Source organism: Bullifex sp. (assembly GCF_034103065.1).
Taxonomy (GTDB): domain Bacteria; phylum Spirochaetota; class Spirochaetia; order Sphaerochaetales; family Sphaerochaetaceae; genus Bullifex.
In genome coordinates, this window is record NZ_JAXEGN010000017.1 from 1 (window position 1) to 26,182 (window position 26,182).

Annotated in this window: 22 protein-coding genes and 2 tRNA genes; 11 read left to right on the forward strand and 13 right to left on the reverse strand. The window is 34.4% G+C overall.

What is annotated here, in order from left to right:
* Positions 1 to 1,022 (forward strand): transposase (locus tag SOY52_RS00600; protein WP_320847047.1); only part of this gene is annotated, 1,022 nt, incomplete at its 5' end.
* A 74-nt stretch (positions 1,023 to 1,096) separates the two neighbouring features.
* Here the strand turns inward: SOY52_RS00600 and arcC are convergent.
* A complete protein-coding gene (gene arcC, locus SOY52_RS00605; RefSeq protein WP_320847048.1) occupies positions 1,097 to 2,041 on the reverse strand; it encodes a carbamate kinase in 945 nt (314 codons plus the stop codon).
* Positions 2,042 to 2,159: 118 nt separating this feature from the next.
* Between arcC and lon the strand changes: the two genes are divergently transcribed.
* The 3 genes from lon to SOY52_RS00620 all read left to right on the forward strand — a co-directional run bounded on the left by lon (position 2,160) and on the right by SOY52_RS00620 (position 6,312).
* A complete protein-coding gene (gene lon / locus SOY52_RS00610; RefSeq protein WP_320847049.1) occupies positions 2,160 to 4,649 on the forward strand; it encodes an endopeptidase La in 2,490 nt (829 codons plus the stop codon).
* Positions 4,642 to 5,874 (forward strand): U32 family peptidase, encoded by a 1,233-nt coding sequence (locus SOY52_RS00615; protein ID WP_320847050.1) that lies wholly within the window; start codon positions 4,642 to 4,644, stop codon positions 5,872 to 5,874. The genes lon and SOY52_RS00615 overlap by 8 nt, the downstream gene beginning before the upstream one ends.
* 252 nt (positions 5,875 to 6,126) lie before the next feature.
* Positions 6,127 to 6,312, forward strand: a complete 186-nt coding sequence (locus SOY52_RS00620) for a hypothetical protein (RefSeq protein WP_320847051.1) — start codon at positions 6,127 to 6,129, stop codon at positions 6,310 to 6,312.
* An 89-nt stretch (positions 6,313 to 6,401) separates the two neighbouring features.
* On the opposite strand, the gene SOY52_RS00625 is transcribed toward SOY52_RS00620, so the two are convergent.
* The 4 genes from SOY52_RS00625 to cysS form a co-directional block, all read right to left on the reverse strand.
* Entirely contained in the window at positions 6,402 to 9,053 is a 2,652-nt protein-coding gene (locus tag SOY52_RS00625; protein ID WP_320847052.1) for a valine--tRNA ligase, read from the reverse strand.
* A 121-nt stretch (positions 9,054 to 9,174) separates the two neighbouring features.
* Positions 9,175 to 9,699: a zf-HC2 domain-containing protein gene (locus SOY52_RS00630; RefSeq protein WP_320847053.1), complete on the reverse strand. Its 525-nt coding sequence runs from the start codon at positions 9,697 to 9,699 to the stop codon at positions 9,175 to 9,177.
* Positions 9,689 to 10,222 carry an RNA polymerase sigma factor gene (locus SOY52_RS00635; protein WP_320847054.1) on the reverse strand — a complete coding sequence of 178 codons (534 nt, stop codon included), beginning with the start codon at positions 10,220 to 10,222 and terminating at the stop codon, positions 9,689 to 9,691. The genes SOY52_RS00630 and SOY52_RS00635 overlap by 11 nt, the downstream gene beginning before the upstream one ends.
* 28 nt (positions 10,223 to 10,250) lie before the next feature.
* Positions 10,251 to 11,657 (reverse strand): cysteine--tRNA ligase, encoded by a 1,407-nt coding sequence (cysS, locus tag SOY52_RS00640; RefSeq protein WP_320847055.1) that lies wholly within the window; start codon positions 11,655 to 11,657, stop codon positions 10,251 to 10,253.
* Positions 11,658 to 11,687: 30 nt separating this feature from the next.
* On the opposite strand from cysS, the gene murB reads away from it, so the two are divergent.
* A complete protein-coding gene (gene murB, locus SOY52_RS00645; protein ID WP_320847056.1) occupies positions 11,688 to 12,578 on the forward strand; it encodes a UDP-N-acetylmuramate dehydrogenase in 891 nt (296 codons plus the stop codon).
* On the opposite strand, the gene SOY52_RS00650 is transcribed toward murB, so the two are convergent.
* Positions 12,575 to 13,585 carry a hypothetical protein gene (locus tag SOY52_RS00650; protein ID WP_320847057.1) on the reverse strand — a complete coding sequence of 337 codons (1,011 nt, stop codon included), beginning with the start codon at positions 13,583 to 13,585 and terminating at the stop codon, positions 12,575 to 12,577. The two genes, murB and SOY52_RS00650, sit on opposite strands and share 4 nt — an antisense overlap.
* Positions 13,586 to 13,701: 116 nt before the next feature.
* Between SOY52_RS00650 and SOY52_RS00655 the strand changes: the two genes are divergently transcribed.
* The 3 genes from SOY52_RS00655 (at position 13,702) to SOY52_RS00665 (ending at position 17,802) form a co-directional block, all read left to right on the forward strand.
* Positions 13,702 to 15,039: an acetate kinase gene (locus SOY52_RS00655; RefSeq protein ID WP_320847058.1), complete on the forward strand. Its 1,338-nt coding sequence runs from the start codon at positions 13,702 to 13,704 to the stop codon at positions 15,037 to 15,039.
* Positions 15,040 to 15,171: 132 nt separating this feature from the next.
* Positions 15,172 to 16,497, forward strand: coding sequence for a RecQ family ATP-dependent DNA helicase (locus SOY52_RS00660; protein ID WP_320847059.1), 1,326 nt, complete (start codon positions 15,172 to 15,174; stop codon positions 16,495 to 16,497).
* Positions 16,498 to 16,551: 54 nt separating this feature from the next.
* A complete protein-coding gene (locus SOY52_RS00665) occupies positions 16,552 to 17,802 on the forward strand; it encodes a galactokinase (RefSeq protein WP_320847060.1) in 1,251 nt (416 codons plus the stop codon).
* A gap of 21 nt (positions 17,803 to 17,823) precedes the next feature.
* On the opposite strand, the gene SOY52_RS00670 is transcribed toward SOY52_RS00665, so the two are convergent.
* Positions 17,824 to 17,985, reverse strand: coding sequence for a hypothetical protein (locus SOY52_RS00670; RefSeq protein ID WP_320847061.1), 162 nt, complete (start codon positions 17,983 to 17,985; stop codon positions 17,824 to 17,826).
* 98 nt (positions 17,986 to 18,083) lie between these two features.
* On the opposite strand from SOY52_RS00670, the gene SOY52_RS00675 reads away from it, so the two are divergent.
* Positions 18,084 to 19,418, forward strand: coding sequence for an MATE family efflux transporter (locus tag SOY52_RS00675; RefSeq protein WP_320847062.1), 1,335 nt, complete (start codon positions 18,084 to 18,086; stop codon positions 19,416 to 19,418).
* Between the two features lie 32 nt (positions 19,419 to 19,450).
* Here the strand turns inward: SOY52_RS00675 and thrC are convergent, their stop codons facing one another.
* From thrC to rpmB, 3 genes are all read right to left on the reverse strand, one after another.
* Positions 19,451 to 20,707, reverse strand: coding sequence for a threonine synthase (gene thrC, locus SOY52_RS00680; protein ID WP_320847063.1), 1,257 nt, complete (start codon positions 20,705 to 20,707; stop codon positions 19,451 to 19,453).
* 15 nt (positions 20,708 to 20,722) lie between these two features.
* Positions 20,723 to 23,116 carry a bifunctional aspartate kinase/homoserine dehydrogenase I gene (gene thrA / locus SOY52_RS00685; RefSeq protein WP_320847064.1) on the reverse strand — a complete coding sequence of 798 codons (2,394 nt, stop codon included), beginning with the start codon at positions 23,114 to 23,116 and terminating at the stop codon, positions 20,723 to 20,725.
* Between the two features lie 75 nt (positions 23,117 to 23,191).
* Entirely contained in the window at positions 23,192 to 23,422 is a 231-nt protein-coding gene (rpmB, locus tag SOY52_RS00690) for a 50S ribosomal protein L28 (RefSeq protein WP_154425709.1), read from the reverse strand.
* 176 nt (positions 23,423 to 23,598) lie between these two features.
* Between rpmB and SOY52_RS00695 the strand changes: the two genes are divergently transcribed.
* Positions 23,599 to 24,003, forward strand: a complete 405-nt coding sequence (locus SOY52_RS00695; protein WP_320847065.1) for a hypothetical protein — start codon at positions 23,599 to 23,601, stop codon at positions 24,001 to 24,003.
* On the opposite strand, the gene SOY52_RS00700 is transcribed toward SOY52_RS00695, so the two are convergent.
* On the reverse strand, positions 23,973 to 24,599 hold the full coding sequence (locus tag SOY52_RS00700; RefSeq protein WP_320847066.1) for an endonuclease III: 627 nt from the start codon (positions 24,597 to 24,599) through the stop codon (positions 23,973 to 23,975). The two genes, SOY52_RS00695 and SOY52_RS00700, sit on opposite strands and share 31 nt — an antisense overlap.
* Before the next feature lie 159 nt (positions 24,600 to 24,758).
* A tRNA-Pro gene (locus tag SOY52_RS00705) sits at positions 24,759 to 24,831 on the reverse strand.
* Between the two features lie 139 nt (positions 24,832 to 24,970).
* Between SOY52_RS00705 and SOY52_RS00710 the strand changes: the two genes are divergently transcribed.
* The gene (locus SOY52_RS00710; protein ID WP_320847067.1) at positions 24,971 to 25,756 is read left to right on the forward strand and encodes a hypothetical protein; all 786 of its coding nucleotides are present in this window, start codon (positions 24,971 to 24,973) and stop codon (positions 25,754 to 25,756) included.
* 31 nt (positions 25,757 to 25,787) lie between these two features.
* Here the strand turns inward: SOY52_RS00710 and SOY52_RS00715 are convergent.
* Positions 25,788 to 25,861, reverse strand: a tRNA-Arg gene (locus tag SOY52_RS00715).
* Between the last annotated feature and the right edge of the window lie 321 nt (positions 25,862 to 26,182).

Here is a 26,182-nt window from a genome sequence, read left to right on the forward strand (position 1 = left end):
CAAAGCTTTTAGACAAGTCTTGGAAGTCTTACTTTGCTCTTCTTAAGAGTGGTGGAATTAATAACCCTCATCCTCCAAGATTCAAAAATGATAAGATGCCTGTTACATATATGCAAAATGCCATAGTCCATAATGGATGCAATATTAGATTAGCTCTCTCTAAGCAGCTGAAAGAGTTTATGAAGAAGGAATATGGAATTGATGATAACTTTCTAAACCTTTCAAATCCAATATTTGAAAACATCACTTCCATTAAGCAGATTAAGCTCTATCCACCTGATGCTAAGGGAGAGTGTAGATGTATTGTTATCCATGAAGTAAAAGAGAGAGTTAAGAAGGAGGATAATGGAAACTATCTCTCTATAGACTTAGGCCTTAATAATTTGATGACCTGTTACTCAAATGTGAGTGGAGAGACATTTATTGTTGGACGAATGTATTTCTCTATTGAGCGTAAGTATCTTAAAGAAATAGAGAGAGTGCAGTCAAAATGGTATACAGCCCAAAATAAGAAAGGAGTACTCTATCCTAAGAGTTCTAAACACATTAAGAGGCTCTATGAGAAGAAAAATAACTCTTCTTCAGATTATTTACATAAAATAACAAGAGAAGTTATTAATTACTGTTTAAAGAACTCAATCAATACTATTGTAGTTGGAGATATCACAGGAATCAGAGAAGATTTTAATAAAGGCGAAGTTATAAATCAGAAGATGCACTCACTTCCTTTTAAGAAGCTTGTGGATATGCTTACTTATAAAGCAGAAGAATTAGGTATTAGTGTAATTTGTCAAAAAGAATATTACACCAGTGTATGTTCTCCTTTAACTTTAAGTGTAAGTAGTAAGTATGCAACTAAAGAGAAGAGAGTTAAAAGAGGAATCTTCATTGATGGTGAAAGAGAATGGAATGCTGACAGTGTTGGAGCTTACAATATTCTAAGGCTCTATGGTCAAGTAAGTAAAAAAGAAATACATATGAAGATGATTAAGACTCCATATGTAGTAAAAGTAGCTGTTTAAAAAGCAGTAGCGGTGTCATGGATGCACCCGTGGCTAAACTCCACGATGCTCTGGCAATTTAATTGCCGAGTAATTCACGAAACGACCTTAGTTCCAGCTCCATTATAAAGAGCATCATAAAGGTGGGCTGGATCTGTAATTAAACCTGTTCCACCTGTTGATGATACAAAGTCTCTAATAGCTTGAATCTTAGGAAGCATTGAACCAGGAGCGAAGTGACCTTCTTCAATATACTTATCAATTTCTGGGATAGTAATAGACTTAAGCTCCTTCTGATCAGGCTTTCCATAGTTTAAACAAACTCTTTCTACAGCTGTTGAAATAACAAACATATCAGCCTTTAAGTCCTTTGCAAGAATAGCTGCAGCTAAATCCTTATCGATAACAGCTTCTTTTCCTGATAATGTACCATCCTCTGCTCTAACAACAGGAATACCACCACCACCTGCTGCAATAACAATAATGTTATTGTCAAGTAATGTCTTAATTGTATCAAGTTCAACAATCTTCTTTGGCTTAGGAGATGCAACTACTCTTCTATACCCTCTTCCTGCATCTTCCATAATTGACCAACCATCCTTTTCTTTATGACCCATAGCTTCCTCTTGACTCATAAATGAACCAATTGGCTTTGTTGGATTTTCAAAGGATTTATCCTTAGGGTCAACTTCTACCTGTGTGACAACAGTTGCTACATTTTGTTTAATACCAAGAGCAGCAAATTCATTATCAAGTGCTCTTTGTAACTGGTATCCAATAGCACCTTGAGTATCTGCAACACAGCTATCGAGTGGAACTGTGTGTAATATTTTTCTAGCATATTCAGCTCTCAAAAGAATATATCCAACTTGAGGTCCATTTCCGTGAGCAATTACTACTCTATGTCCCTCTTTTACAAGTCTTGCAATATGATGAGCAGTCTTTGCTGCAGCCTCATATTGAGCAGATACAGTAACGTGCTTACTATCTTCAATTAAGGAGTTTCCTCCAATTGCAATGACAATCAATTTAGAATCCATAATTACCTCTTAACCACTATCATATCACTTATGCAACAAAATGCAACACTTTTTTATTTATCGTATCCATCTAGTCTAAATGGCTATATTCTTATATCTTTGTAAGATAGAGGAAATTATGGATTTAGATACATTTTTGCAGGACCCAAAGGTTCTGCCAAACTACCTTTTTATTCTTCCACTAAGTGTTAAACCAGTTTTTCCTGGACTATTTTGTCCTTTGGTTGTAACAGGTGAAAAAGATATTGAAGTCGTCAATAGAGCAATTAATGGAGGAGGTGTCATTGGAGCACTACTAGAAAGACATACACTCTCAGACGATGAAAAAAATGAAGATAGATTCTACAGTGTAGGAACCATGTGTAGAATATTAAAATCAATTAAGCTTCCTGATGGAGGTTTAAATCTATATATATCTACACAAAATAGATTTAAAGTTGAATCATTCTTCTTAAATGATGGTGCATTAAGCGCTAAAGTAACATATCTTCAAGATAAACCTTATGATAAAGAAAGATTAAAGGCTTGGGTCAGATCATTAAACGATGAGTTTAAAGCTATGAATCAAAGAATGCCTATGTTCAGTGAAGAAAATAGACTAAATTTGGTTAATATCGATGATCCTTCTAAGTTTGCTGACTACATGGCATCTATTTTATCAATAGATCCTGATAAGATGCAAAAAATTCTTGAAGAATTAGATGTAAAAAAACGTATTGAAAGTGTATTATTTCACATCGAAGAAGAAAAGAGAATAATTCAAATTCAAGGCTCAATTAGAGAACATGTAAATAAAAAACTTGAAAAGAGCCAAAGAGATTATTTTCTACGTGAAGAGTTAAGACAGATTCAAAAAGAACTAGGTATTGTACAAAATAAAACAGACTTGGTTGAAAGATTAAAAGCTGACTTAGATAAGCTAAATTTAAAAGGAGAGGCTAAAGAAACTGTAGAAAACGAATATGCTCGTTTTACATCTCTTGAACCTAACTCTCCTGAGTACTCTCTATGCTTAAACTATCTTCAGACAATTAGTCAGCTTCCATGGAAGGATGAACCATTTAAAGACTTTGACTTAAAAAAAGCTCAAAGAATTTTGGATAACGAACACTATGGAATGGATGAAGTTAAGGATAGAGTATTAGAATTCTTAGCTGTTAGAAAAAGAAAGATGGACACTAAGGGTGCTATCATCTGTCTTGTTGGTCCTCCAGGAGTTGGTAAGACAAGTATTGGATTATCAATTGCAAAGGCTATTGGTAAAAAGTGTTATCGCTTCAGTGTCGGTGGAATGAAAGATGAAGCTGAAATCAAAGGTCATAGAAGAACATATGTAGGTGCACTTCCTGGAAAGATTATTCAGGGCTTAAAGATTGTAAAAACTAAGAGTCCTGTTTTCTTAATCGATGAAATTGATAAAATGGGAGAAAGCTATCAAGGGGACCCGGCATCAGCACTTCTAGAGGCTCTTGATCCTGAACAGAATAAAGAGTTCAGAGATCGCTATCTTGATTTACCTTTTGATATTTCACAGGTTTTATTCATTGTTACAGCTAACACCTTAGATACCATCCCTTCCCCACTTCTCGATAGAATGGAGATTATTGAGTTATCTGGTTACACTTCCAATGAAAAGCTTAATATTGGTAAAAAATATCTTTTACCAAAGAGCTTAGAAAAGAATGGCTTAAGTAAAAAAGATGTAAAATATTCACCAAAGGTTCTTTTATCAATTGCAGAAGGGTATGCAAGAGAAGCAGGAGTTAGAAACTTTGAAAAGGCACTTGATAAAATAAATAGAAAGATTGCAAAAGAGTCTTTAACAGATCCTGAGTTTAAATTCCCTATTACTGTTACAGATGAATTAGTTGTTAAGTATTTAGGTAAAGCACCTTTTAATGAGGAAGAGGTAAAGAAAGCTGACAAAATTGGAACATCTATTGGTCTTGCTTGGACAAGTATGGGTGGTGATACCCTGTTAATTGAAGCAGAAAACTATCCTGGTAAAGGTGAGTTATCAATAACAGGCCAACTAGGTGATGTAATGAAGGAATCTGTAAACATCGCTTGGACATATCTTAAAAGAGAAGCAGTTAGAAGAAATATCGATTATTCCTTCTTTGAAAGAAATAACGTACACCTTCATATTCCAGAGGGAGCAACTCCAAAGGATGGGCCTTCTGCAGGTATAACACTTACTGTAGCACTATACTCTCTATTAACAGGCCAAGTTATGAAGCAAAATCTTGCTATGACAGGTGAACTTACATTAACAGGTAAAGTAATGCCTATTGGTGGGTTAAAGGAGAAAATCTTAGCAGCAAAAAGATGTGGTATTAATACAATAATAATTCCATATGCAAACCGCAATGATTTAGATAAGCTATCAGATGAGGTTAAAAGTGGTATTACCTTCTGTCCTGTTAAGGATATGCAAGAGGTCTTAGCTATAAGCTTCCCTAACGATAAACATACTCGCTTATCAGAAGAAGATTACTTAAAGCTAGATGAAAAGAAGAGAATTGAAGAAAAAGAAAAGAACGAAAGTGAATCAAAATATCTTCAAGAGTTACTTACCGAACTAACAAAGAGGGCAATTAATGAGTAATATCGAACTATTATCCCCTGCAGGCAATGTTGAAAAATTAAAAACTGCAATTAATTTTGGTGCAGATGCTTGCTACATGGGCTTAACCAATTATTCCTTAAGAAAGAATGCTGGAAACTTTAAAGAAGATGAACTTGAAGAAGTAAAACGCATCAAAGCAGAGAGTGGTAAAAAGCTTTACTGTACTATGAATATCATCTTCAGTGAGAAGCAAATTCAAGAAGTAAAAGAGTTTTTACCAACGCTCAAAGACTCCCCTTTTGATGCCTTTATCATTACGGACATCGGTCTTGTTCCTCTCTTTAAAAAGTATCTTCCTTCAAAAGCCCTTCACCTATCAACTCAAGCAAGTTGCATAAATAGTGAAAGTGCAAAGATGTACCATGATATGGGATTTGAAAGAGTAATTCTCGGTCGTGAAGCTTCTCTTGATGATATTAAAAGAATAAAGGATAGCGTTCCTGAACTCGAGCTTGAAGCATTTGTACATGGTGCAATGTGCATGAGTTATTCAGGTCGTTGTCTTCTTTCTTCATTCTTAACAGGAAGAAGTGCTAACCAAGGTGACTGCTCTCATACCTGCAGATGGAATTATAAGCTTCACTACGCATTAGAAGAAGAAGAAAGAAAAGGAATATATTATCCAATCGAAGAGGATGAATCTGGGTATACAACAATTCTTTCTAGCAAGGATCTTTGTATGATTGATCACCTTGAGGATTTAAGGAATGCAGGACTTTCTTCATTAAAAATCGAAGGTAGAATGAAGAGTGTTTACTACGTTGCAGTTGTTACAAGAGCTTACAGAAAGGCACTTGATAACGATGTAGATAAAGATATCTTTAGAAGAGATATTTTCAATGTTTCACATAGAGAATTCTCTACAGGATTCTTCTATGGTCGTGATAGCAATGAAGGCGCTATTAACCGTCCTACCAGTTATGGCTACCAAAGAGAATATATGTATCTTGGTACAATTTTAGAGGATTTAGGAAATGGTAAATACGCAGTAGATGTAAGAAACCAAATAAAATGTGGAAAGATGGTCGAATATCTTGGGCCTGATATCTATAGTATTGCTGATGATAGCTTTCGCTTAGTTGATGAGGATGGTCATGAGATTGCAAAACTTGACCATGGAAAGAAAGGTTATTTAATAACCGATAAAAAGCTAAAAAAAGGCTATATACTCAGAAGCGAATCAGATATAAAAACACTTAATTAACTTAATTTCAGGGTGGCTAATGATTTAGTCACCTTTCTTTTTATCAATTTGCAGTATTGTTATTATTATAACAACAGTATTACTAATAATACATTTTGCATAAATTAATTATTTTATATTAAGGAGTTATAATAATGTATACAAAATACAAAACCAAATAATTGTCATATAATGCATTTTTTTATTGCATTGATAAAATCTTGTGTTACTATTAATGCAGAATACAATACTTAAGAAGGAGAAACCACAGAAATGACAATACACGAACAGTTGATTGAACAATTTCATACTTATCTCTCAGAATCTCAGCGCTTTGAGGAAAAAGGGATAAAAGCAAGTGGTACACGTGCAAGAAAAGCACTCGCCGAGATTAGTAAACTTTGTAAAGAAAGAAGAAGTGAAATCCAGGAAGCAAAAGAAAAAGAAGAAGTTAATTGAGGGACAGTTTATTAGTTTCTATTTTTAAAAACAAATAGACCACAACTTTTTGAAAAAGCTGTGGTCTATTATTTTAAGCAAATACTTTTTTAAAGAGTCTTTAACAAAGCAATGTGTTCATTTGATTTCTGAATTACTTCTTCAAATTCAGCCTTCTTGCTTCTCTCTTTTTCAATAGCTTCCTTCTTGGCATTCTTTACAAACTGTTCATTTGAAAGCTTTTTGTTGCTCTGACTAAGATTCTTCTCTGCCTTCTCAATTTCTGCTGTAAGCTTCTTAATTTCTGCTTCAACATCAATAGCCTCACGAACAAATGTAAATACCTCAAAACCAAGTGCAGAAGAAGGGAATGCTTTAGAGCAATCAATTTGATTATCAGTATCAATTTCAAGAGTGCCAGCACCCATAAATGTAGCCATTAAATTCTTTTCACTGATAAAGGTATCTGTTGCATAGAAACCTTCAGAAGGTCTAATTACTACATGTAACTTTTTCTCTGGAGCAATACCAAGCTTACTTCTAACAGAACGAACAATCTTAACTGCCTCCTGAAGCTCTCCTACTAACTTTGACTCCTCTGCAAAATCAAAAGCACTATCAAATTTTGGATAATCCTGACTAATTAACATACCCTTATTGTTAGGAAGTTTTTGATAAATTTCTTCTGTAACAAATGATAAGTATGGGTGCATTAATCTCATAGACTTTTCAAGGACATCCATAAGAATTGAAATAGCAAGATCCTTTTCTTCATCACTTCCACGCAAAAGCTTCATCTTACTTGCTTCAATATACCAGTCACAGTAGTCATTCCAGAAGAATGAATATACAGCTTGAGCTGCTTCGTTGAAGCGGTATCCAGCCATTGCCTTATTAATAGTGTTAATAGCATCGTTAAGCTGGTGGTAAATCCACTTATCCATTGTATTAAGCTTATCAGGTGTGATATCAACAAGGTTTCTACCCTCTAAATTCATAAGCAAGAAACGTGTTGCATTCCAAATCTTATTTGCAAATCTTGAGCCCATCTTAAATGAGTCCATATCAACCTGAACATCTTGACCCTGTGCTGCAAGGTAACAGAGAGTAAACTTCATAGCATCTGCACCATAGAGGTCAATAACCTCAAGTGGGTCAATACCATTACCAAGGCTCTTACTCATCTTTCTACCCTGCTTATCACGTACTAATCCTGTGATAACGATATCTTTAAATGGAGCTTGGCCCATAAATTCTTCAGAAGCCATAATCATTCTACTGATCCAGAAGAAAATGATATCATATGCAGAAACAAGAGTCTGTGTTGGGAAGAATGTGCTTAAGTCTGGAGTCTTATCAGGCCAACCAAGAGTTGAGAATGGCCATAGCCAAGATGAGAACCATGTATCAAGTACATCGTTATCTTGATGGAGATGTTTTGAGCCACACTTAGGACAAGTATCTACATCTGTTCTTGATACAATCATTTCACCACAATCATCACAGTACCATACAGGAATTCTATGGCCCCACCAAAGCTGACGAGAAATACACCAGTCACGAATGTTCTCCATCCAGTGTGTGTAAGTATTTTCCCATCTCTTAGGATAGAATTGAATATCTCCATCCTTCCAAGCCTTTAATGCTTTATCAGCCATTCCCTTCATTGATACGAACCACTGCTCTGAAAGATATGGTTCAACTACTGTATGACAGCGATAGCAATGACCAACATCGTGTGCATGGTCCTTAATTCCAACTAAATATCCGCCCTCTTCTAAGTCTTTTACAACTAGTTCACGTGCTTTAATTGGATCCAAACCACGATATTTTTCAGGAACATTTTCATTGAGAGTTCCATCAGGATTTAACAGATTAATTGCCTCTAAATTATGTCTCTTACCACATTCCCAGTCGTTAGGATCGTGTGCAGGAGTAATTTTTACCATACCTGTACCGAATTCTTTATCAACAAATTGATCTGCAATAATAGGAATTTCTTTACCCATTAATGGAAGGATAAGCATCTTTCCTACTACATCCTTATAGCGTTCATCATCTGGGTTAACAGCAACAGCGACATCACCAAACATTGTTTCAGGACGAGTAGTTGCAACAGTAATATAACCAGATCCATCTGCATATGGATATCGAACATCATAAAGATGTCCTGGCATATTCTCATATTCAACTTCATCATCTGCAAGTGCAGTACCACACTTTGGGCAATAGTTTACAAGGTACTTTCCTTTGTAAATCAATCCTCTTTCATATAAAGTAACGAAAGCTTCTCTTACAGCCTTAGAAAGTCCTTCATCCATTGTAAATCTTTCATGATCCCAATCACAAGAACAACCCATCTTCTTAAGCTGAGATGAGATAATTGCATGGTGCTTATGTTTTACTTCCCAAGTACGCTCAATAAACTTCTCTCTTCCAAGGTCCTGTCTTCTTAAACCTTCTTTTGCAAGTTGACGCTCAACAACGTTTTGAGTTGCAATACCTGCATGGTCTGTTCCAGGAACCCAAAGAGTATTCTTACCTTGCATTCTTTGGTAGCGAACAATAATGTCTTGTAAGTTATTATTTAGGGCATGACCCATGTGAAGAATACCTGTGACGTTTGGAGGTGGCATCACGACGGAGAAATGTTCATTACCTTCTTTCTGTGGTCCAAAACACTTACCGTCAACCCATTGTGTATAAATTCTGTCTTCAAAATCCTTTGGGTTATAGGACTTTGAGAGTTCTACTGCCTTCATAACCATCCTCCGATTAAAATAATAGTCAATACATCTTAGCAAAAAGAGTTATAAAGGTACAGTAAATGTAATAATAAAAAAAGAAGCGGATAGTCATATTTTTGATTATCCGCTTCTATCTTTATTCAATAGGTTTTAAACCTTTAATTGAAATATCAACATTGTAACCCTTGCTATCAAGATAGAGCATTATCTCCTCAAGTGAGTAAGCATCTAAGCCCTGCTCTCTTGTTGATACAAGGTGAACATTTTCACTCCCCGCTTGTGCGCTAAAGGATGGCATAATATCACTTGTATTACTACCAGAGTGACCAAAAAGAGCAAAAGAACCAATAAATACTACAATAATACCTGCAGCTGCAGTTACCATAGATGGTATTGATACTTCCAGTTTTCTTCTCCAGAACCCCAATTTTTTCTGTGAAAAACACTTCTTTTCAAGTATTGAAAGTGTTTGTTCCTGCCTTTGAGTTAATTCTTCATCGCTAGGCCCCACACCCTTGATGATAGAATCGAGCTTCTTTAGTTTTTCAAGCCTATTTTGACATGCAGTACAATACGAAAGATGCTCCTCAACCTGACTTTTATAAGGCTCTGAGAGCTCTCCATCTAGGTAAGAAGATAGTAATCCATCGTCAATACACATAGCCATCCTCCTTAGTAAGAAGCTCTTCGAGCTTTTTACGTGCTCTGTGAACCCTCACCTTTACATTACTCTCGGAAATCCCAAGAATCTTGCCAATAGCTTTGTAATCAAGGTCTCCATACTCTTTAAGAGTAATAACCATCTTAAGGTTATCAGGTAGCATTTCAATTGCTGCCCTAACCTCCTTGATAGTCTCCTTGTCAGCAAGTTCTTTAACACCATCGACAACGTAAGACGATGAAGTTGGCATTTGCTTGACCTTTTCAACCATGTTTATCTCCCGCTTATTTTTCCTCACATGGTTTAAAGCCAAATTCTTTGAGACCCTAATGAGCCAATACTTCGCATCTTCATCAGATGGGAAGCTCATGTTCTTCATATAAAAGCGCTCAAACGCTTCTTGAACAAGGTCCTGTGCAATGTCAATGTTATACACAATGTGATAACAAATTTTCATCAACAAAGCATAGCACTCATTATAGACGCGTCTAAAATCACTTTGGTCTGTACTTCTGATTTCCATAACTGTAAACGCCCTTTATGCTCAAAGGTTACACTCTCTCAAGAACAGGTCCTTGAGGTGTATCCTTTACGATATATCCCATATCCTTTAGAGTGTTTCTAATTTCATCAGCAAGTGCAAAGTTCTTTTCCTTTTTTGCCTGAGCTCTCTTTAATGCTAAGGCCTTTACATCTTCTGGAATATCATCTTTTGTTTCACTTAATGGCTTTACTTCATCAAGTCTTAAACCAAGGATTTGATCCATTTCAAGAACTAATGCAAGCTTTTCACCATCAGTAACATCTTTGTCCTTTAACATTGACCATAAAACTGCAAGAGCCTGTGGAGCCATTAAGTCGTTCTCCATAGCTGCAAAGAATTGATTCTTATAATCTTGAGCCTTCTGACCAAGATCACATACACTACTATTCTTTAATTCAGCAACTCTCTTAACTAAACTCTCTCTTGCACTCTTTGCGTGATCGAGAGCTTCAAATGAGAACTTTAACTGACTTCTATAGTGGCCCGAGAGACAGAAATATCTATAGTCAAGAGCATCATAACCTTTAGACTCTAAAACTGAGAGAGTTAAGAATTCGCCAGATGATTTACTCATCTTACCCTTATCGTTGAGCAAGAACTCTCCATGGCACCAATAATTTACCCAAGGTTTTTTGCCACTTGCAGCTTCACTTTGAGCAATTTCATTTGTATGGTGAACAGGAATAGCATCAATACCACCACAGTGAATATCAAAGTGATCACCAAGATACTTACTACTCATTGCAGAACATTCAATGTGCCAACCTGGATAACCTACGCCCCATGGTGATGGCCAAACCATTGCCTGGTCCTTGAACTTGGAATTAGTAAACCAAAGTACAAAGTCCTTTGGATTTTTCTTATTGCTATCAACCTCGATTCTAGCACCTTCTTTAAGATCATCTAGTCTTAATCCAGCAAGCTTACCATAATCGTCAATTGTATCGATTGAGAAATATACATTTCCCCCACTAACATAGGTGTGACCATTTGCTTCAAGCTTTTTAATTAACTCAATCATATCCTGAATATGATCAGTTGCCTTACATACGATATTTGGTCTTACGATATTTAAATGACTTTCATCTTTAAAGAAAGCATCTGTATAAAATTGAGCAATATCCCAAACACTTTTGCCAGTTTCCTTAGCTCTCTTATTTAATTTATCTTCACCATCATCACCATCACCTGTTAAGTGCCCAACATCTGTAATATTCATTACATGCTTTACATCATATCCAGCATGCTGAAGTGTTCTATGAAGTATATCCTCAAATATATATGTTCTAAGGTTGCCAATGTGAGCATAGTTATAAACAGTAGGGCCACAACAGTACATGGAGACCTTATTATCTTCAATTGATTTAAACTCTTCTGGTCTTCTACTCATTGTGTTGTAAAGCTTAATTGACATACACTATTTCTCCTTATTAGACTATTATATATGGTATCTAATGTAAGCATTTCAAAGGAAAAAATCAACATTCATACCTCTTTCGACACATCACTAATATCACCAATTAATTGTGGAGGAATAGCATTGAATTTAGTTTTTCCACAAAGTGTGGAAGACCTAAGACTTGCTGTTAAATATGCAAATGAAAGAAAGTTAAAATTAACAGTATTAGGTAGTCTTACAAACACTCTAATTTTAGCACCCATAATTGAAGGGCTAACAATAGTAACTACAAAACTTAAAGGAATAAAAATAGAACAAAATACTTTAGTTTCTTTTGCAGGAGAAAGCATTAATAAAATTGTAAATACTTCAATAGAAAATAATTTATCTGGCCTTGAAAGTCTTGCAGGTCTTCCTGGAAGCCTAGGTGGGGCATTATTTGGAAATGCAGGGGCCTTTGGCTCTTCAATCTCAGATTACCTAGAATCCATCGATATAATGCTTGAGGATGGAAGTATTATCAAACTAAAAAATTCTAAAGAACTATTTAGTTATCGAAAGTCCAATCTCCAGCAAGGAGCAATAATTGTTAGTGCTACTTTTTCTCTTAATAAATGTGAAGATAGACGACTCCTTCTTAATAAGAAAAATGAAGTATTAAAAATAAGAAAGGAATTAGGACACTTTGATCACAAATCCTTAGGATGTGTCTTTAAAAATCCAAATGGTAAAAGTGCAGGATTATTAATTGATAGCCTTGGACTAAAAGGCTTAAAATTTAATAGCGCTGAAGTAAGCAATAAACATGGAAATTTTATCACTTTTACAGATAAACCAAATTCAGAAGACTATATCAAGCTTGCCCTCCTTATAAAGGAAAGGGTAAAAGCTAAAACAGGAATAGATCTTGAATTTGAAATTCAGATTATTAATTAAAGTTTTAATGAAACTGAAGTTCTAATTTTAAAATCACTATTCATAAATAAATATAGAGAAAACTTTTCCTTATCAATTGATATAGTAATAGCAAATGTTTTTAAATTACTTTCAAATCTAAAATAATCCTTTTTAAAAATGTATGAAACATCATTAAAGTTATTCCATTTAAATCCAAAATGAGAAAAGAATACCTCATATTGATGTTCTTTACTATATTTTCCTTTACTTGAAAAAGAAATCTTATACTCACTCTTTAGAATTAACTTTTCATATCTAAAACGTACATTATTTATCAATTGTGTAGTTCTAAAAGAACCGCCAATATAAGGATCTTCTCCAAGAGAGTAAGTGACACTGATATCTAAATTTTTATTATTGATATCTCCTGTTAATACTAGGAGTTTGGGATTTAATTCTTCTTCAAATGAATTAAACTTTCCATAAGATGAACTCAAAGTTAAGTGTTTATAGTTAACAGCAAATGTATACATTATTGCTAATGGATTATAATTTGAAAAAGAAAAGACAGTTTTAAACAAAATGTGCTTACCATTATACTTTAGAATAATGTTTTCACCATCCCCTCCTCCTCGATTTAAGCTATCTGAGTAAAGACTATTTCCAACATTACCACTTTTATATCGAATAAATGAAAGGGAAAAACAGGATAGATTAACTCTACTTCCTACTGAGAACCTATTGTTACTTAGTAAAAAGAAATCAACATTATCACTATTATAGCTAATTCCATTTTGATTATTTGTCCTATTTCTTTCAACTTTTCCCTCCCAAATGTAATCGAATGGGTAAAGCAATTCCGAAAGCGAGAAAAGGTTAATTTTACCTACTTGAAAGCCATTTTTATTATAGCTAAAGGATAACGAGTCAAAATCAAGTGAAAAATTATAGTCACTAATTTTAATACCATTTGATGAAAAAGTAGTACTTACCGCACCAAGGGGAAGTGAAATAAGTAGTAAAAGTGTGATAATCTTTGTCTTCATATTAATAATAGCAAAAAAATATCGTTTTTTTTCAAAAGATGAAGATTGAGAAAAAGTAATATTGATGTTTAAATTAATAACATAAAAAGAAAATTATTAGTTTTAGGAGAAAATAGATGGTAATTCTCACTTTAAACTGTGGCAGTTCCTCTGCCAAGTATCAGGTCTATGACTGGGACAATAAGGATGTCCTTGCTGTAGGTATCGTTGAAAGAATCGGCCTTGAATATTCTACAATTGAGCAGAAGTCCACAGGTAAAGAAGTATATCAAGAGCGCTTCTCATCACCAACACATATGGAAGCTATTCAGCTCGTATTAAAGATGCTTGTTGATGAAAAATATGGTTGTATCAAGAGCCTAGATGAAATTGGTGCAGTAGGTCACAGAGTACTTCATGGTGGCGAATACTTTAAGAAGTCAACACTTGTAACAGATGAAGTAATTGAGAAGCTTAAGGAAATCATCCCACTTGGTCCTCTTCACATGCCAGCAAATATAATGGGTATTGAAGTTGCAAGAAAGCTCATGCCAAATGTTCCTCAAGCTATTATCATGGATACAGCTTGGCACCAGACAATGGAAGAAGCTGCTTACATGTATGCTGTTCCATATTCATGGTATAAAGACTACAACGTACGTCGCTATGGCTTCCACGGAACAAGCCACCTTTACTGCGCTAAGAGAGCTGCAGTTCTCCTTGGTAAAGAAAACAAAGATACTAATGTAATCATCATGCACATTGGTAACGGTGCTTCTGGTTGTGCAGTAAAAAATGGTGTATGTATTGATACATCAATGGGTCTTACTCCACTTGAGGGTCTCGTAATGGGTTCTAGAAGTGGTGACATGGATCCAGCAATTATTCCATATATGTGCAAAAACCTCGGAGTTACTGCAGCTGAAATGGATACAATTCTTAACAAAAAGTCTGGCCTAATTGGTTTATGTGGCAAGTCAGATAGAAGAGATGTACAGGCAGCAGCAAAAGATGGAGATAAGCTTGCTCAGCTTGGTATCGATATGGAAGTTCATAGAATTAAGAAGTATATCGGTGCTTACGCAGCTCTCCTTGGCCGCGTTGATGCAGTTGTATTCACAGCTGGTGTTGGCGAAATGGGTGACCACATTAGAAAGGGTGCACTTTCAGGACTTGAGAATTTTGGTATTAAGCTTGATGAAAAGAAGAATGCTCTTTCACACTGCAGAAATACTGAAACATGTATCAGCACAGATGATTCTCCTGTTAAGATTTTCGTTATTCCAACAGACGAAGAGCTTGTAATGACAGAAGATGCATTTGCTCTTATGAATGGAACATATGATATCCATACTAACTTCCACTACACCTTCGAATCTCCAGACTATGTAAACAAGGCTAGAGCTAGAGGCTTAGTAGAAAACCTTAAAAAGACTCCAGAGCTTGAAAGCATTATTGCTCGTCCAGCAAAATAAATTATCTGCCTCAGAGTAAAATCTGAGGCATTTTTATACCATACTTTATTAATAACTATCCTAATTACATTCTAATTTCGGTATATTTGTTTATTATAAATTATTATACTTCATTATTCTTCTATTATTTATATGGATAAATTAATAGAAGAAACAGCAAAACACGTTTTTAAAATTGATAACTTAAGACCATTTCAGAAAGAAATCATTAATGAAATTATTTCTGGCTTTAATAGTGATAATGGTTCTTTAATAGCGATTTTGCCAACAGGAGGAGGAAAGAGTCTTTGCTTTCAACTTCCAGCGGTTCTTGCTACAGGGATAACAATTATAATATATCCAATTTTAGCCTTAATTAGGGACCAAAGTAATTCACTAAATAAATTAAATATAAAGCACGTTGTTTTAACAAGTGAAAACGATAAAAAAAAGGCACTTCTCGATATCATGAGCGGGGGAAAAAAAATAGTAATTACCAGCATGGAATCTTTAATGAACCCTGTGATACTTTCATTTTTATCTACTAAAAAAATATCCCTTATTGTATTTGATGAAGCTCATACTGTTATTTCTTGGGGTGAATCATTTAGACCAACTTATTTAAGCTCAAAAGATGTAATTAAACGATTAAATCCAAATCAAACACTTGCCTTCACTGCTACTCTTGATAGCTACACTGAAAAGAGATTATCTTCACTTATTTTCCTAACAAAGCCTAAAATCATTCAAGCTTCAATGAATAGAGAAAACATAATTTATCATAGGGTAAGATCACTTTTTCCTTTAATGGATATTGTAATGCTTCTTTCAGATAAGTCAAAAAGACCTGCAATAGTCTTTACTAGTTCTCGAAAAAGAACAGAGGAATTAGCACTTAAATTAAGTAAGTATTTTAATACTATGTATTATCATGCAGGTCTTTCATCTGCCTCACGGTTAGAAATAGAAAAAGCCTTTTTTAATAGTAAAGACAGTGTGATGGTTGCAACAGTTGCATATGGAATGGGCGTAAACAAGAAAGATATTAAAAGTGTTATTCACTATGATATATCAAAAACAGCTAGTGACTATCTTCAAGAATCGGGGAGAGCTGGCCGAGATGGCTCTATTGCACATGCTTATGTTTTAATAAAACCAGATGAAGATAGCCCGCTAAAAGAAGTATTTAGCTCAAATGGATGTATAAGAGAGAAGTTAATTTCCTTAATGGGTAAAGAGTTACTCGATGAATGTCAAGGTTGTGATGGCTGTATGAACATATACACTCCTTGCTGGGGTGAAAAAGAAATATTAAAGTATGTAAAGTTATTCAGATTTTTATTTACCAAGAATACATTATTAAAGTTTTTAAAACGGAAAAAAATCTTTAATAACATAGGAGAAAGAGAGCTTAGAAGGGCAATTGATATACTTTTAAAAGAAAAAAAATTAAAATCCTTCTTTTCTCATATTTTCTGACAAAGCAATATCTTTTTACATCTCTTTCTGTTAGACTTTAAATTGGAGGGTAACATGAAAGACATTAGCCACCTTTATCAAGGACTATATGGAACAAATTTTGACAAAAAGGATATGGATGCTCGCTTTGAAAGTTTATTAAAGGAGCATGAAAGACAATTTGGAGCAAAGAAAGATGTTGCTCTATTCTCAACTGCAGGACGTACAGAAATTGCAGGTAACCACACAGACCACAACCTAGGTTTAGTTATTACCGGTACAATTAATCTCGATACAATTGCTGCTGTTTCACTTCGTGATGATAGTAGAGTAATTTTAAAGAGTGAAGGCTTTCCAGTTGATGATGTTGATATCTCAGATTTAGAAATTAAAGAAAATGAAAAAAATACTACTTCTTCTTTAATAAGAGGTATTGCTGCTGCATTTAAGCAGCGAGGCTTAAAAACTGGTGGATTTGAAGCAAATACAACAACTAGAGTTTTGAAGGGTTCTGGTTTATCTTCATCTGCAGCTATTGAAGTATTAATTGCTGAGATTTTCAATAATTTATTTAATGATGATAAGCTTCCACCTGTAGAACTTGCTAAAATTAGCCAATATGCTGAAAACGTATATTTTGGTAAGCCTTCAGGATTAATGGATCAAATAGGATGTGCAAATGGTGGAATTGTAGGAATTGATTTCAAGGACGCTAAAAACCCTGAAGTAACAGCTCTTGATGTTAATTTCAAAGACTATGGATATAATCTAGTTATTGTAGATACTAAAGGAAATCATGCTGATTTAACAGGAGAATATGCTGCTGTTCCAGCAGAGATGAAGATGGTTGCATCATATTTTGGCAAAGCTGTATTAAGAGATGTATCACTAGAAGAATTCATAGCAAAGATGGCAGATATTAGAAAAGAGATTAATAATGATCGAGCAGTCTTAAGAACTTACCACTATTTATGTGAAAATGAGAGAGTAAAGGCAATGCTTCAAGCACTTGAAAACAAAGACTTTGATGCTTATTTAAAGGGTGTTCAAGATAGCGGTAATTCATCTTTTAGATTTCTACAAAATGTCTACGCTTCATCTGCCCCATTTGAGCAGGGACTTTCAATTGGAATTGCATTAAGTGAAAGCATCTTAAAAGATAAGGGTGTTGTAAGAGTACATGGTGGTGGTTTTGCAGGAACTATTCAAGCGTATGTACCAGATGATTTATTAAATGAGTACATTACTAAAATGGATAATCTATTTGGTAAAGGCTCTGCAACAATTCTCGCAATTAGAAGTCTTCCAACATGTAGACTTTGCTAGAAAAGTGAGTGCTGCTGTAGCTTATTTACAGCAGCATTTTTTATTAATCTCATCTTCAAAATGTTTAGCAGCATCACAGCCATGACAAGAAGAGCATGAGGAACAATGCCCCTTCTTCTTTAATGATCTAAGTGCTAATCCAACTAAAAGTAAAATTACTAATAAAACTATAATTGTTGCCATAATACACCTCGTGTTAGTCTTAACTAACTATAATATTTTTATTAGGTTATTTCAACTACTTATAATTTTTTAATAACATCACTATAATGTCGCACGATATGAGTAACGATAAAAATGCAATTTTAGAGGGACCTATTTGGAAGGCTATATTATACTTCTTCTTCCCTATTCTATTTGGAACTTTTTTCCAACAACTATATAACACAGTTGATGCCATAATTGTTGGACAGTTTTTAGGAAAGAGTGCATTAGCCGCCGTCGGTGGTGGAACAAGTACAATTATTAATTTACTTATTGGATTTTTTACAGGTTTAGCATCTGGTGCATCTGTAGTAATATCCCATCGCTATGGTTCAGGTGATAGCAATAGAACAAACAAAGCAATATCCACAGCAATGGCGATAGCAATAATAAGTAGTATATTAATTACTATCTTTGGCTTACTATCGGCCAAGGCTTCACTTGAAATTATAAAAACACCAGAAGATATTATTCTAGATGCTCTCTCATATATGAGAATTTATTATTTAGGCTCTGTTACTCTTGTTATGTTTAACATGGGAACTGGTATATTTAGAGCTTTAGGAGACTCAAGACATCCTCTATATTTTTTAATAATAGGATGCTTATGTAATATCCTTTTAGATATAGTTTTTATTGGTATCTTGAAGCTTGGTGTTGAAGGTGCAGCATTTGCAACTGTCATTTCTCAAGGTATATCAATGGTCCTTACCTTAGTTAGCTTAAGTAAAATAAAGGGAGAAATAAACTTTAAAATCTCAACAAGCAGAATTTATACATCAGAATTTAAAGAAATGATAAGAATAGGTCTTCCATCAGGCATTCAATCAATGCTCTATACATTTAGTAATTTACTTATTCAAAGTAGTGTAAATAGCTTTGGAACCGATACAGCTGCTGCATGGGCTGCTTATGGAAAGTTAGATTGTATGTTCTGGATGATTATTAATGCATTTGGAATAGCTATTACAACATTTGTTGGCCAAAACTATGGAGCAGGTAAAAAAGATAGAGTAAAAAAAGGTATTTGGACTACTGTTCTATTCTCTGCTATAACTACATTTGTCCTTAGTATTATTTATTGCTTATTTGCACGCTATGCATATATGTTATTTACAAATGATAAAAATGTAATTGATATTGGTGTTGAGATAATTTACACAATTGCTCCACTATTTTTTACATATATTCTTGTTGAAATATTATCAGGAGCAATTAGAGGTGCAGGCAAGGCATTAGTTCCAACAATTATTTGTTTAACTGGTATTTGCGGTTTTAGAGTACTATGGATTTTCATGGCTGTTCCATTCTTTAATACACTAGGCACCGTTATTCTATGCTACCCTATTACTTGGGTAATAACCTCAATAATGTTCTTATTTTACTACAAAAAAGGAAAGTGGCTTAATTAAAAAGAGGAGTGCATCGCACCCCCATTTTTCTATTAGAATAATTCTTTGTAATCAGTTGAAATTTCCTTGTAGTTACTTGGCATATTAACTAGCTTACTTAATGCAGGAGGCATTTCAACAGTTTTACCAATAAGAGGCTCAACTACTGTTTCAAACTTAGCAGGATGAGCTGTTGATACAATAATTGTTGCATCATCCTTGTAATGATCTAACCTAACACGCTCAGCACAAGCTGTATGAGGACAAAGAATATAGCCTTCTTTATTGTACTCATCACTAATAGTTTTCTTTATTTCCTCGTCACTAACAGAGTAGGAAGTAACATTAGCTTTCATCTCATCGTAACTCTTAAAGAGGTTAAATAGTCTCTCCATATTAGAAGGAGCACCAACATCCATTGCATTAGCAAGGGTCTTAACGCTATCTCTAGGACGATATTCACCACTTTCAAGATACTCAGGAATAGTTTTATTTGCATTTACTGCAAGAACAATCTTTTCAATTGGAGCACCAATAGCTTTAGCCCAGAAAGCACCAGTTGAGTTACCAACATTACCTGATGGAACAATAATTACCGGCTCTTTACCAGTTCTTGCTTTATAAAGCATAGATGCATATACATAGTAAACCATTTGAGGAAGTAAACGACCAAGGTTAATTGAGTTAGCACTTGAAAGTCCTGTAAGAGAAGGATCTACAAAAGCACTCTTTACCATCCTTTGACAATCATCAAATGAGCCTCTTACTTCATAAGATGTGATGTTATCATCCCAACAAGTTAACTGTCTTCTCTGACGCTCAGCAACTCTTCCCTTTGGGAAAAGAACCTTAACAGAAAGGTTCTGTCTTTTATGGAATGCAGAAGCAACCGCACCACCTGTATCACCACTTGTAGCAACTAAGATACAAAGTTTTTCACCCTTCTTAACAAGAAGCTTTTCCATAGAGAAAGCTAAGAAACGAGCACCAAAGTCTTTAAATGCAGAAGTTGGTCCATGGAAGAGCTCAAGAACTGACGTATCTTTTAAATCATTTAATACAACAGGGAAGTTAAAAGCGCCTTCACAAATATCCTTTAAATCATCAAGAAGTTCATCTCCTTCGAAAAATGGCTTTAAAGTCTCATATGCAAATAATGGATAGCTTAAATCTAAGCTTACACTACTTGAGAGCTTAGGAAGCTGGGATGGAACAAATAATCCTCCATCAGCAGCAAGGCCCTTTAAAATAGCTTGAGAAGCTGTAAGTTTTATTTCTCTTTTTTCATCACGTGTTGAATAGTAGTACATATCTTTCTCCTTTAATCAGAGTATTCCAGCACCGAGGTAGATTGCTAATCTGAGTAAATCTGCAAAGACACCTCCAGCAGTTACTTCTCTACCAGCTCCTGGGCCCTTAATAACAAGAGGTTGGCTCTCGATATAACGGCTAGTTACGAATGTTATCACATTATCTGTTCCTGATGCACTTGCAAATGGATGGTTAGAAGCAAAAGATTCAAGAGAAACAGAGCATTTTCCGTTATCAACTCTACCAACATATCTAATAACTTCACCCTTTGCTTTAGCTTCTTTATACTTTGATAAAATCTCATCATCCATCTCAGAAAGTCTTGATAAGAACTCTTCTTTAGATGCGTCTTTGAGAGTATCAGGAACTAGAGATGCAATATTTAAATTCTCAAGTTCTACATCAAGTCCAATTTCACGTGCCAAGATTACAGTCTTTCTTGCAACGTCCATACCTGATAAGTCATCTCTTGGATCTGGTTCTGTATATCCCATTTCCTTTGCTTGTAATACAAGCTGAGAAAAAGGAACGGATCCATCATATTCATTAAATAGCCATGAAAGAGTACCTGAGAACATACCTTCAATTTTCTTAACCTCATCACCTGTTTGGATTAAGTCATTTAAGGTGTTGATAACAGGAAGGCCTGCACCTACTGTTGTTTCGTACAAGAATCTTTTTCCTGTACGCTTACAAGTTTCAAACATCTCCTTGTAATAACTATATGGACCAGTTGCAGCTTTTTTGTTTGGAGTAATTACATGGAACTTCTCTAAGAACTTTGAATACATAGAAGCAAGTTCTTGGCTTGTTGTACAATCGATTAAGACTGAATGCGGATAATATTCAGAGCCTACATGTGATAAGAATTTATTTAAGTCATACTCTTGTGAAGCGACCTCAAATAGTTCTCTCCACTTTGTAAGATCAATACCTTCTTCACTTAAAATCATTCTTGATGAACTAGCAATTGCACGAATTCTTATATCAAGTCCAAATTGAGCTTGGAGTCTTTCTTTCTCACTTGCTAACTGGTCTAAGAAGGTACCACCAATGTTACCTGGTCCAAAGAGACCTACAGACATTGTTTGTGCTGATAAGAAGAACGAAGCATGTACTTGAGAAAGTGCCTTTAGAGAATCACACTCGCGGATTACTGCTGAAATATTTCTTTCAGAAGAACCCTGTGCAATTGCAGAAATGTTAACGCCTGCCTTTGCTAAAGCTGAGAAGAACTTACCAGATACACCAATTTGGCCACTCATTACTTCACCAACAGCTGCAAGAATAGCCATATTGCTAACTGCACTTATTGATCCAATTTGATGATTATTTAGTTCACTTTCAAATTCATATCTAGCACAAGCTGCAGCCATTGTTACTTGAGCAGATGGTACAGCAAAACAGATTGAGTACTCACTAGATGCCTGGCTGATAAGGATAACAGAAATACCTTCTCTTCTTAATGCTGTGAACAAACGAGAAGAAATACCTGGAATACCTGACATACCAGCACCTTCAATGTTAATAATAGAAATATCTCTCATTACAGAGAAGGCTTTAATTGGGAAACGTCTATCTTGAATACTCTTTTTATCTGTAATAATTGTTCCCTTACTTGCAATATCCCCCCAATACTTTAGCTCAATTGGAATACCTTGGCTCTGAGCAGGAATAAAGTAATGCGGATGTACAATAGGAGCCCCGAAGAAACTTAATTCTGTAGCTTCAGCATATGTTAATCTTTCAATTACCTTTGCAGAAGGAATATCCTTCTTTCTAGCTGTACATAATAAAGACCTATTATTCCAAAATGTTAATGCACCATTAGCATTGACAGCACATAAGGATGCAGTATATTCACTCTCTCCCTCATGGCTTAGTACTTTAATTTTAGGTTGAATTAAATCACCATATACGAAGGTCGCACCAGTTGTAAAACTCTTTTGTCTAACAGCTTTTTCTGCAGGAACTAATGATACTGTGATATTATTTGCTTTAAAGTGTGCTGAAGCAATTAAGGCTAGATAATAGCTTGTTAAAGAAGCAAAGTACTTTTGAGTACTCTCTGAAATATCTTCTAAAAGCCAAACAGAACGGAGGATATCTTCCATATCCTCAAATCCTTTTCTAATTAATGAAGAAACTAATTCGTCTCTAACACTAAGCTTTGAAGAAAGATCTAACCATGCTAGCTGTGACTGCTCCAAAAGAGACCATAGGATTTCATCCTTTCTCTTAGCACTCTCTAAAAGACCTGATAATCCTAACTGTCCATCATGAACAGGAGAAATTACATAAACTTGACTTTCCTCTGTTGATGAACCATGAATCTTTAACAGCTTTTCATATCCTTGTGGTACTGAGAGCATTACACCTTCTAAGGCATGTACTCTTAAGTTTTCCATAAAATCCTCCGATAATGGCTATATACAAACATGAGCCCTGCGAAAGGGCTCATACTCTTGGAAAAGGGAGAAAGATTATACTACTTTCTGGAATTTTCCGCTTCTAAGACAACGTGTGCAAACCTTGATTGTCTTTGGAGTACCATTAATCATTGTCTTAATAGTAACAAGGTTTGGGCGGAACTCTCTCTTCTTTGTTACACCAATATGCTGACCAACACCGCCGTCCTTCTTAGCTTGACCTTTACGAGGAACAACCTGTCCAGCAACAGTACCCTTACCGCAAATATCACATCTTCTTGCCATGATTATATCCACCTTAATTTGTGTTGTTTTTATTCTTTGGGCGTCTTCCCAAAATCATCTGTTCGAGCATAGACAGATATAGTGAGAGGTCGCAACTATTTGACTTTAACAAATATTCGCATGTTTTGTAAATAGTCTTTCTATTCATTTTTCCCATGATTAAGTATTATTTGCTTATGAGAGAATGTATTTTCGCACTTATGTGCGATAAAGAGTGTGAAAAAATACTCTATCAATTAAGGAAAAATCTATTTAAAGAAACAGGAGATGAAACTATCTTTTCACTCCCTCCTTTTATTATGCTTGGGAAAACAGAAAAAACCTCCTTTGATAGAGCTCACTTTAACTTTAATTTAAAATTTGAAAACAATTTTACACTAACCAATATTGGTTATCTATTAAAGGCCAATGATGATAATAAATTAAAAGAATTGCAAAAAAGTTTAGGCATTGAAGAAGGGCCTACTGGAATATATTTTTCTAAAAAAAATTCATTTAAGATGAATAATCCAATAGTAACAAAGCATCAACGCCTAGTATTACTAAAACCTTATTTAGATGGTTTTACACTCCTACAATAAGCATTAACTGGGCATGCTTCGCAGTTAGGATTTTTACTATAACAGAACTTTCTACCATGTAAATTTAAAACCATAGAAAGCCTTGACCAAATTGCTTCATCATAGTGTTTTTTAATATCAAGCTCTACTTTATCAGGATCAACTTCATCAGTAAATCCAAGGCGTTTAGCTACTCTTTTAAAGTGAGTATCAACAATGATTGCACTCTTTGAGCAGATATGCAAAATATAGCAGTTTGCAGTCTTACGCCCTACTCCAGGTAGCTTTATCAACTCCTCAATTGTATCAGGGATATAACCTAGTTCTACAATAGCCTTAGCAAGAGAAATAATATTCTTCGCCTTAACTCTATAAAAGCCTAACGGATGAATGATTTCTTCAACTGAAGATAATTCTGCTTTTGAAAGTGCTTTTTCATCAGGATATTTTGAAAATAATATAGGGGTTATTTTCATAACCGCAGCATCAGTAGTTTGAGCTGATAGACAAACGGATACAAGAAATTGAAAAGGTGTATCAGCAAATAAGAATCCAATATCTTTTGGATATAATTTATCTAATACTTCAAATGCTTTCATTTTATCTTTGTTTACCATATCTATCCCCATATCCTTTATCTATCATACAAATGATTATTTAATTTTATCAAAGGGATATGCAACTAATTTTTCAATTGATATTTAAATCAGATATTAATGATTTATCACTTAAAAAAGAAAAAAGCTGAAATCTCATTTCAGATCTCAGCTTTCTTGTCGGGATGAATGGACTCGAACCATCGATATTCTGCTCCCAAAGCAGACGCCATAGCCGCTAGGCGACATCCCGAATCAACGTTGATGATAATGCCCTAAATAAAAAAATTAGTCAACACTTAGATGAAAAATTTTTAAAAAATTTTGAAAAATATTTTTTTCATCCAATATTGTCATAACAAAATCTCAAAGTTATCATTAAGTATTGGAATATGAAAAAAAGAATTCTTATCATTTTTTTGATTATCACTATGCCACTTTTTTCATTAATGGCCGTTGACTCTTTATCAGATTATGATATTACGTTCTATAAAACAGTTTCTGAATCTTTAAGTATTGTTAACAAAGAGAAGTTTGGTTTTGATTACACAGGTTTTGGCTTTGTAGGTCAAAGTAAAAATGGTGTTTTCATGCGTTTTGGTATCCAAACGCCTTATGTATCAATTGCATCCTTGATTAAACCAATTGAAACACAGCAAGAGATTGAAGAAGATGGAAAAACCAAACTTGCAATAACAAAAGAAAAAATATCTGATATCTCAATATCATTTATGCTTGGTAGTGCTAAAAGATATATTTTTGATAACATTCTTGATTTTTACCTAGGTTACGGCTTTATGTTTGCATATAAAAGGTATAGTAATAATAATCTTAATAATAGTATTATTATAAAACTATCAGATTTTGATTTATCACTAGATTTTGACGTAGGGGCAAAATTTTTAATAGTTAAAAACCATTCATTAAGGATAGGAGTATATGGCTCTTATGATCTTTTTAATTATTCATCAGCAAATATTGAATTTAAAAACTCATCAGATATTGAACCTATTTTTTATTACGAAGCCAAACTAAAACTCTTTGGAGATGAAGGCACAAATATTCCAATTAAATTCTTTGGCTATATTTCAATGGGTACAACATTTACAAATAAACAATTTAAAAAAGCTTATAGATATCAAATAACAGAAAAAGGTACATTTAGATCTGAAATATAAAAAAAACCGGACCCTTTTGGAATCCGGCTCGTACGCCCTACAAGATTCGAACTTGTCACCTACTGCTTAGAAGGCAGTTGCTCTATCCAGGTGAGCTAAGGGCGCATTGTCTTAAGACGAAAATTATAATAGAAGATTAATATTTTTTCGTCAATAGTACTTTTCCTTTTTTTTGATAGGATTATATCAAAGTTGCGAAAAAATACTATTCCGGAGTTTAGATTTTAAATCTAGCTAAAAATCAATAAAATCATCGATTCAGCCCTTAAATGGGCTTTTTTTGTGCTTTTTTAATTATTTTGTTAGATTTTCTTTACATACGTCCATATACGTGCTATAATTGTTTCATGCATATAAATGTTATTCCAGAAAAGAAAACAGGTAGAAAACTAATGGTGTTTGTTGAGACTTTCACAGGAGAAGATC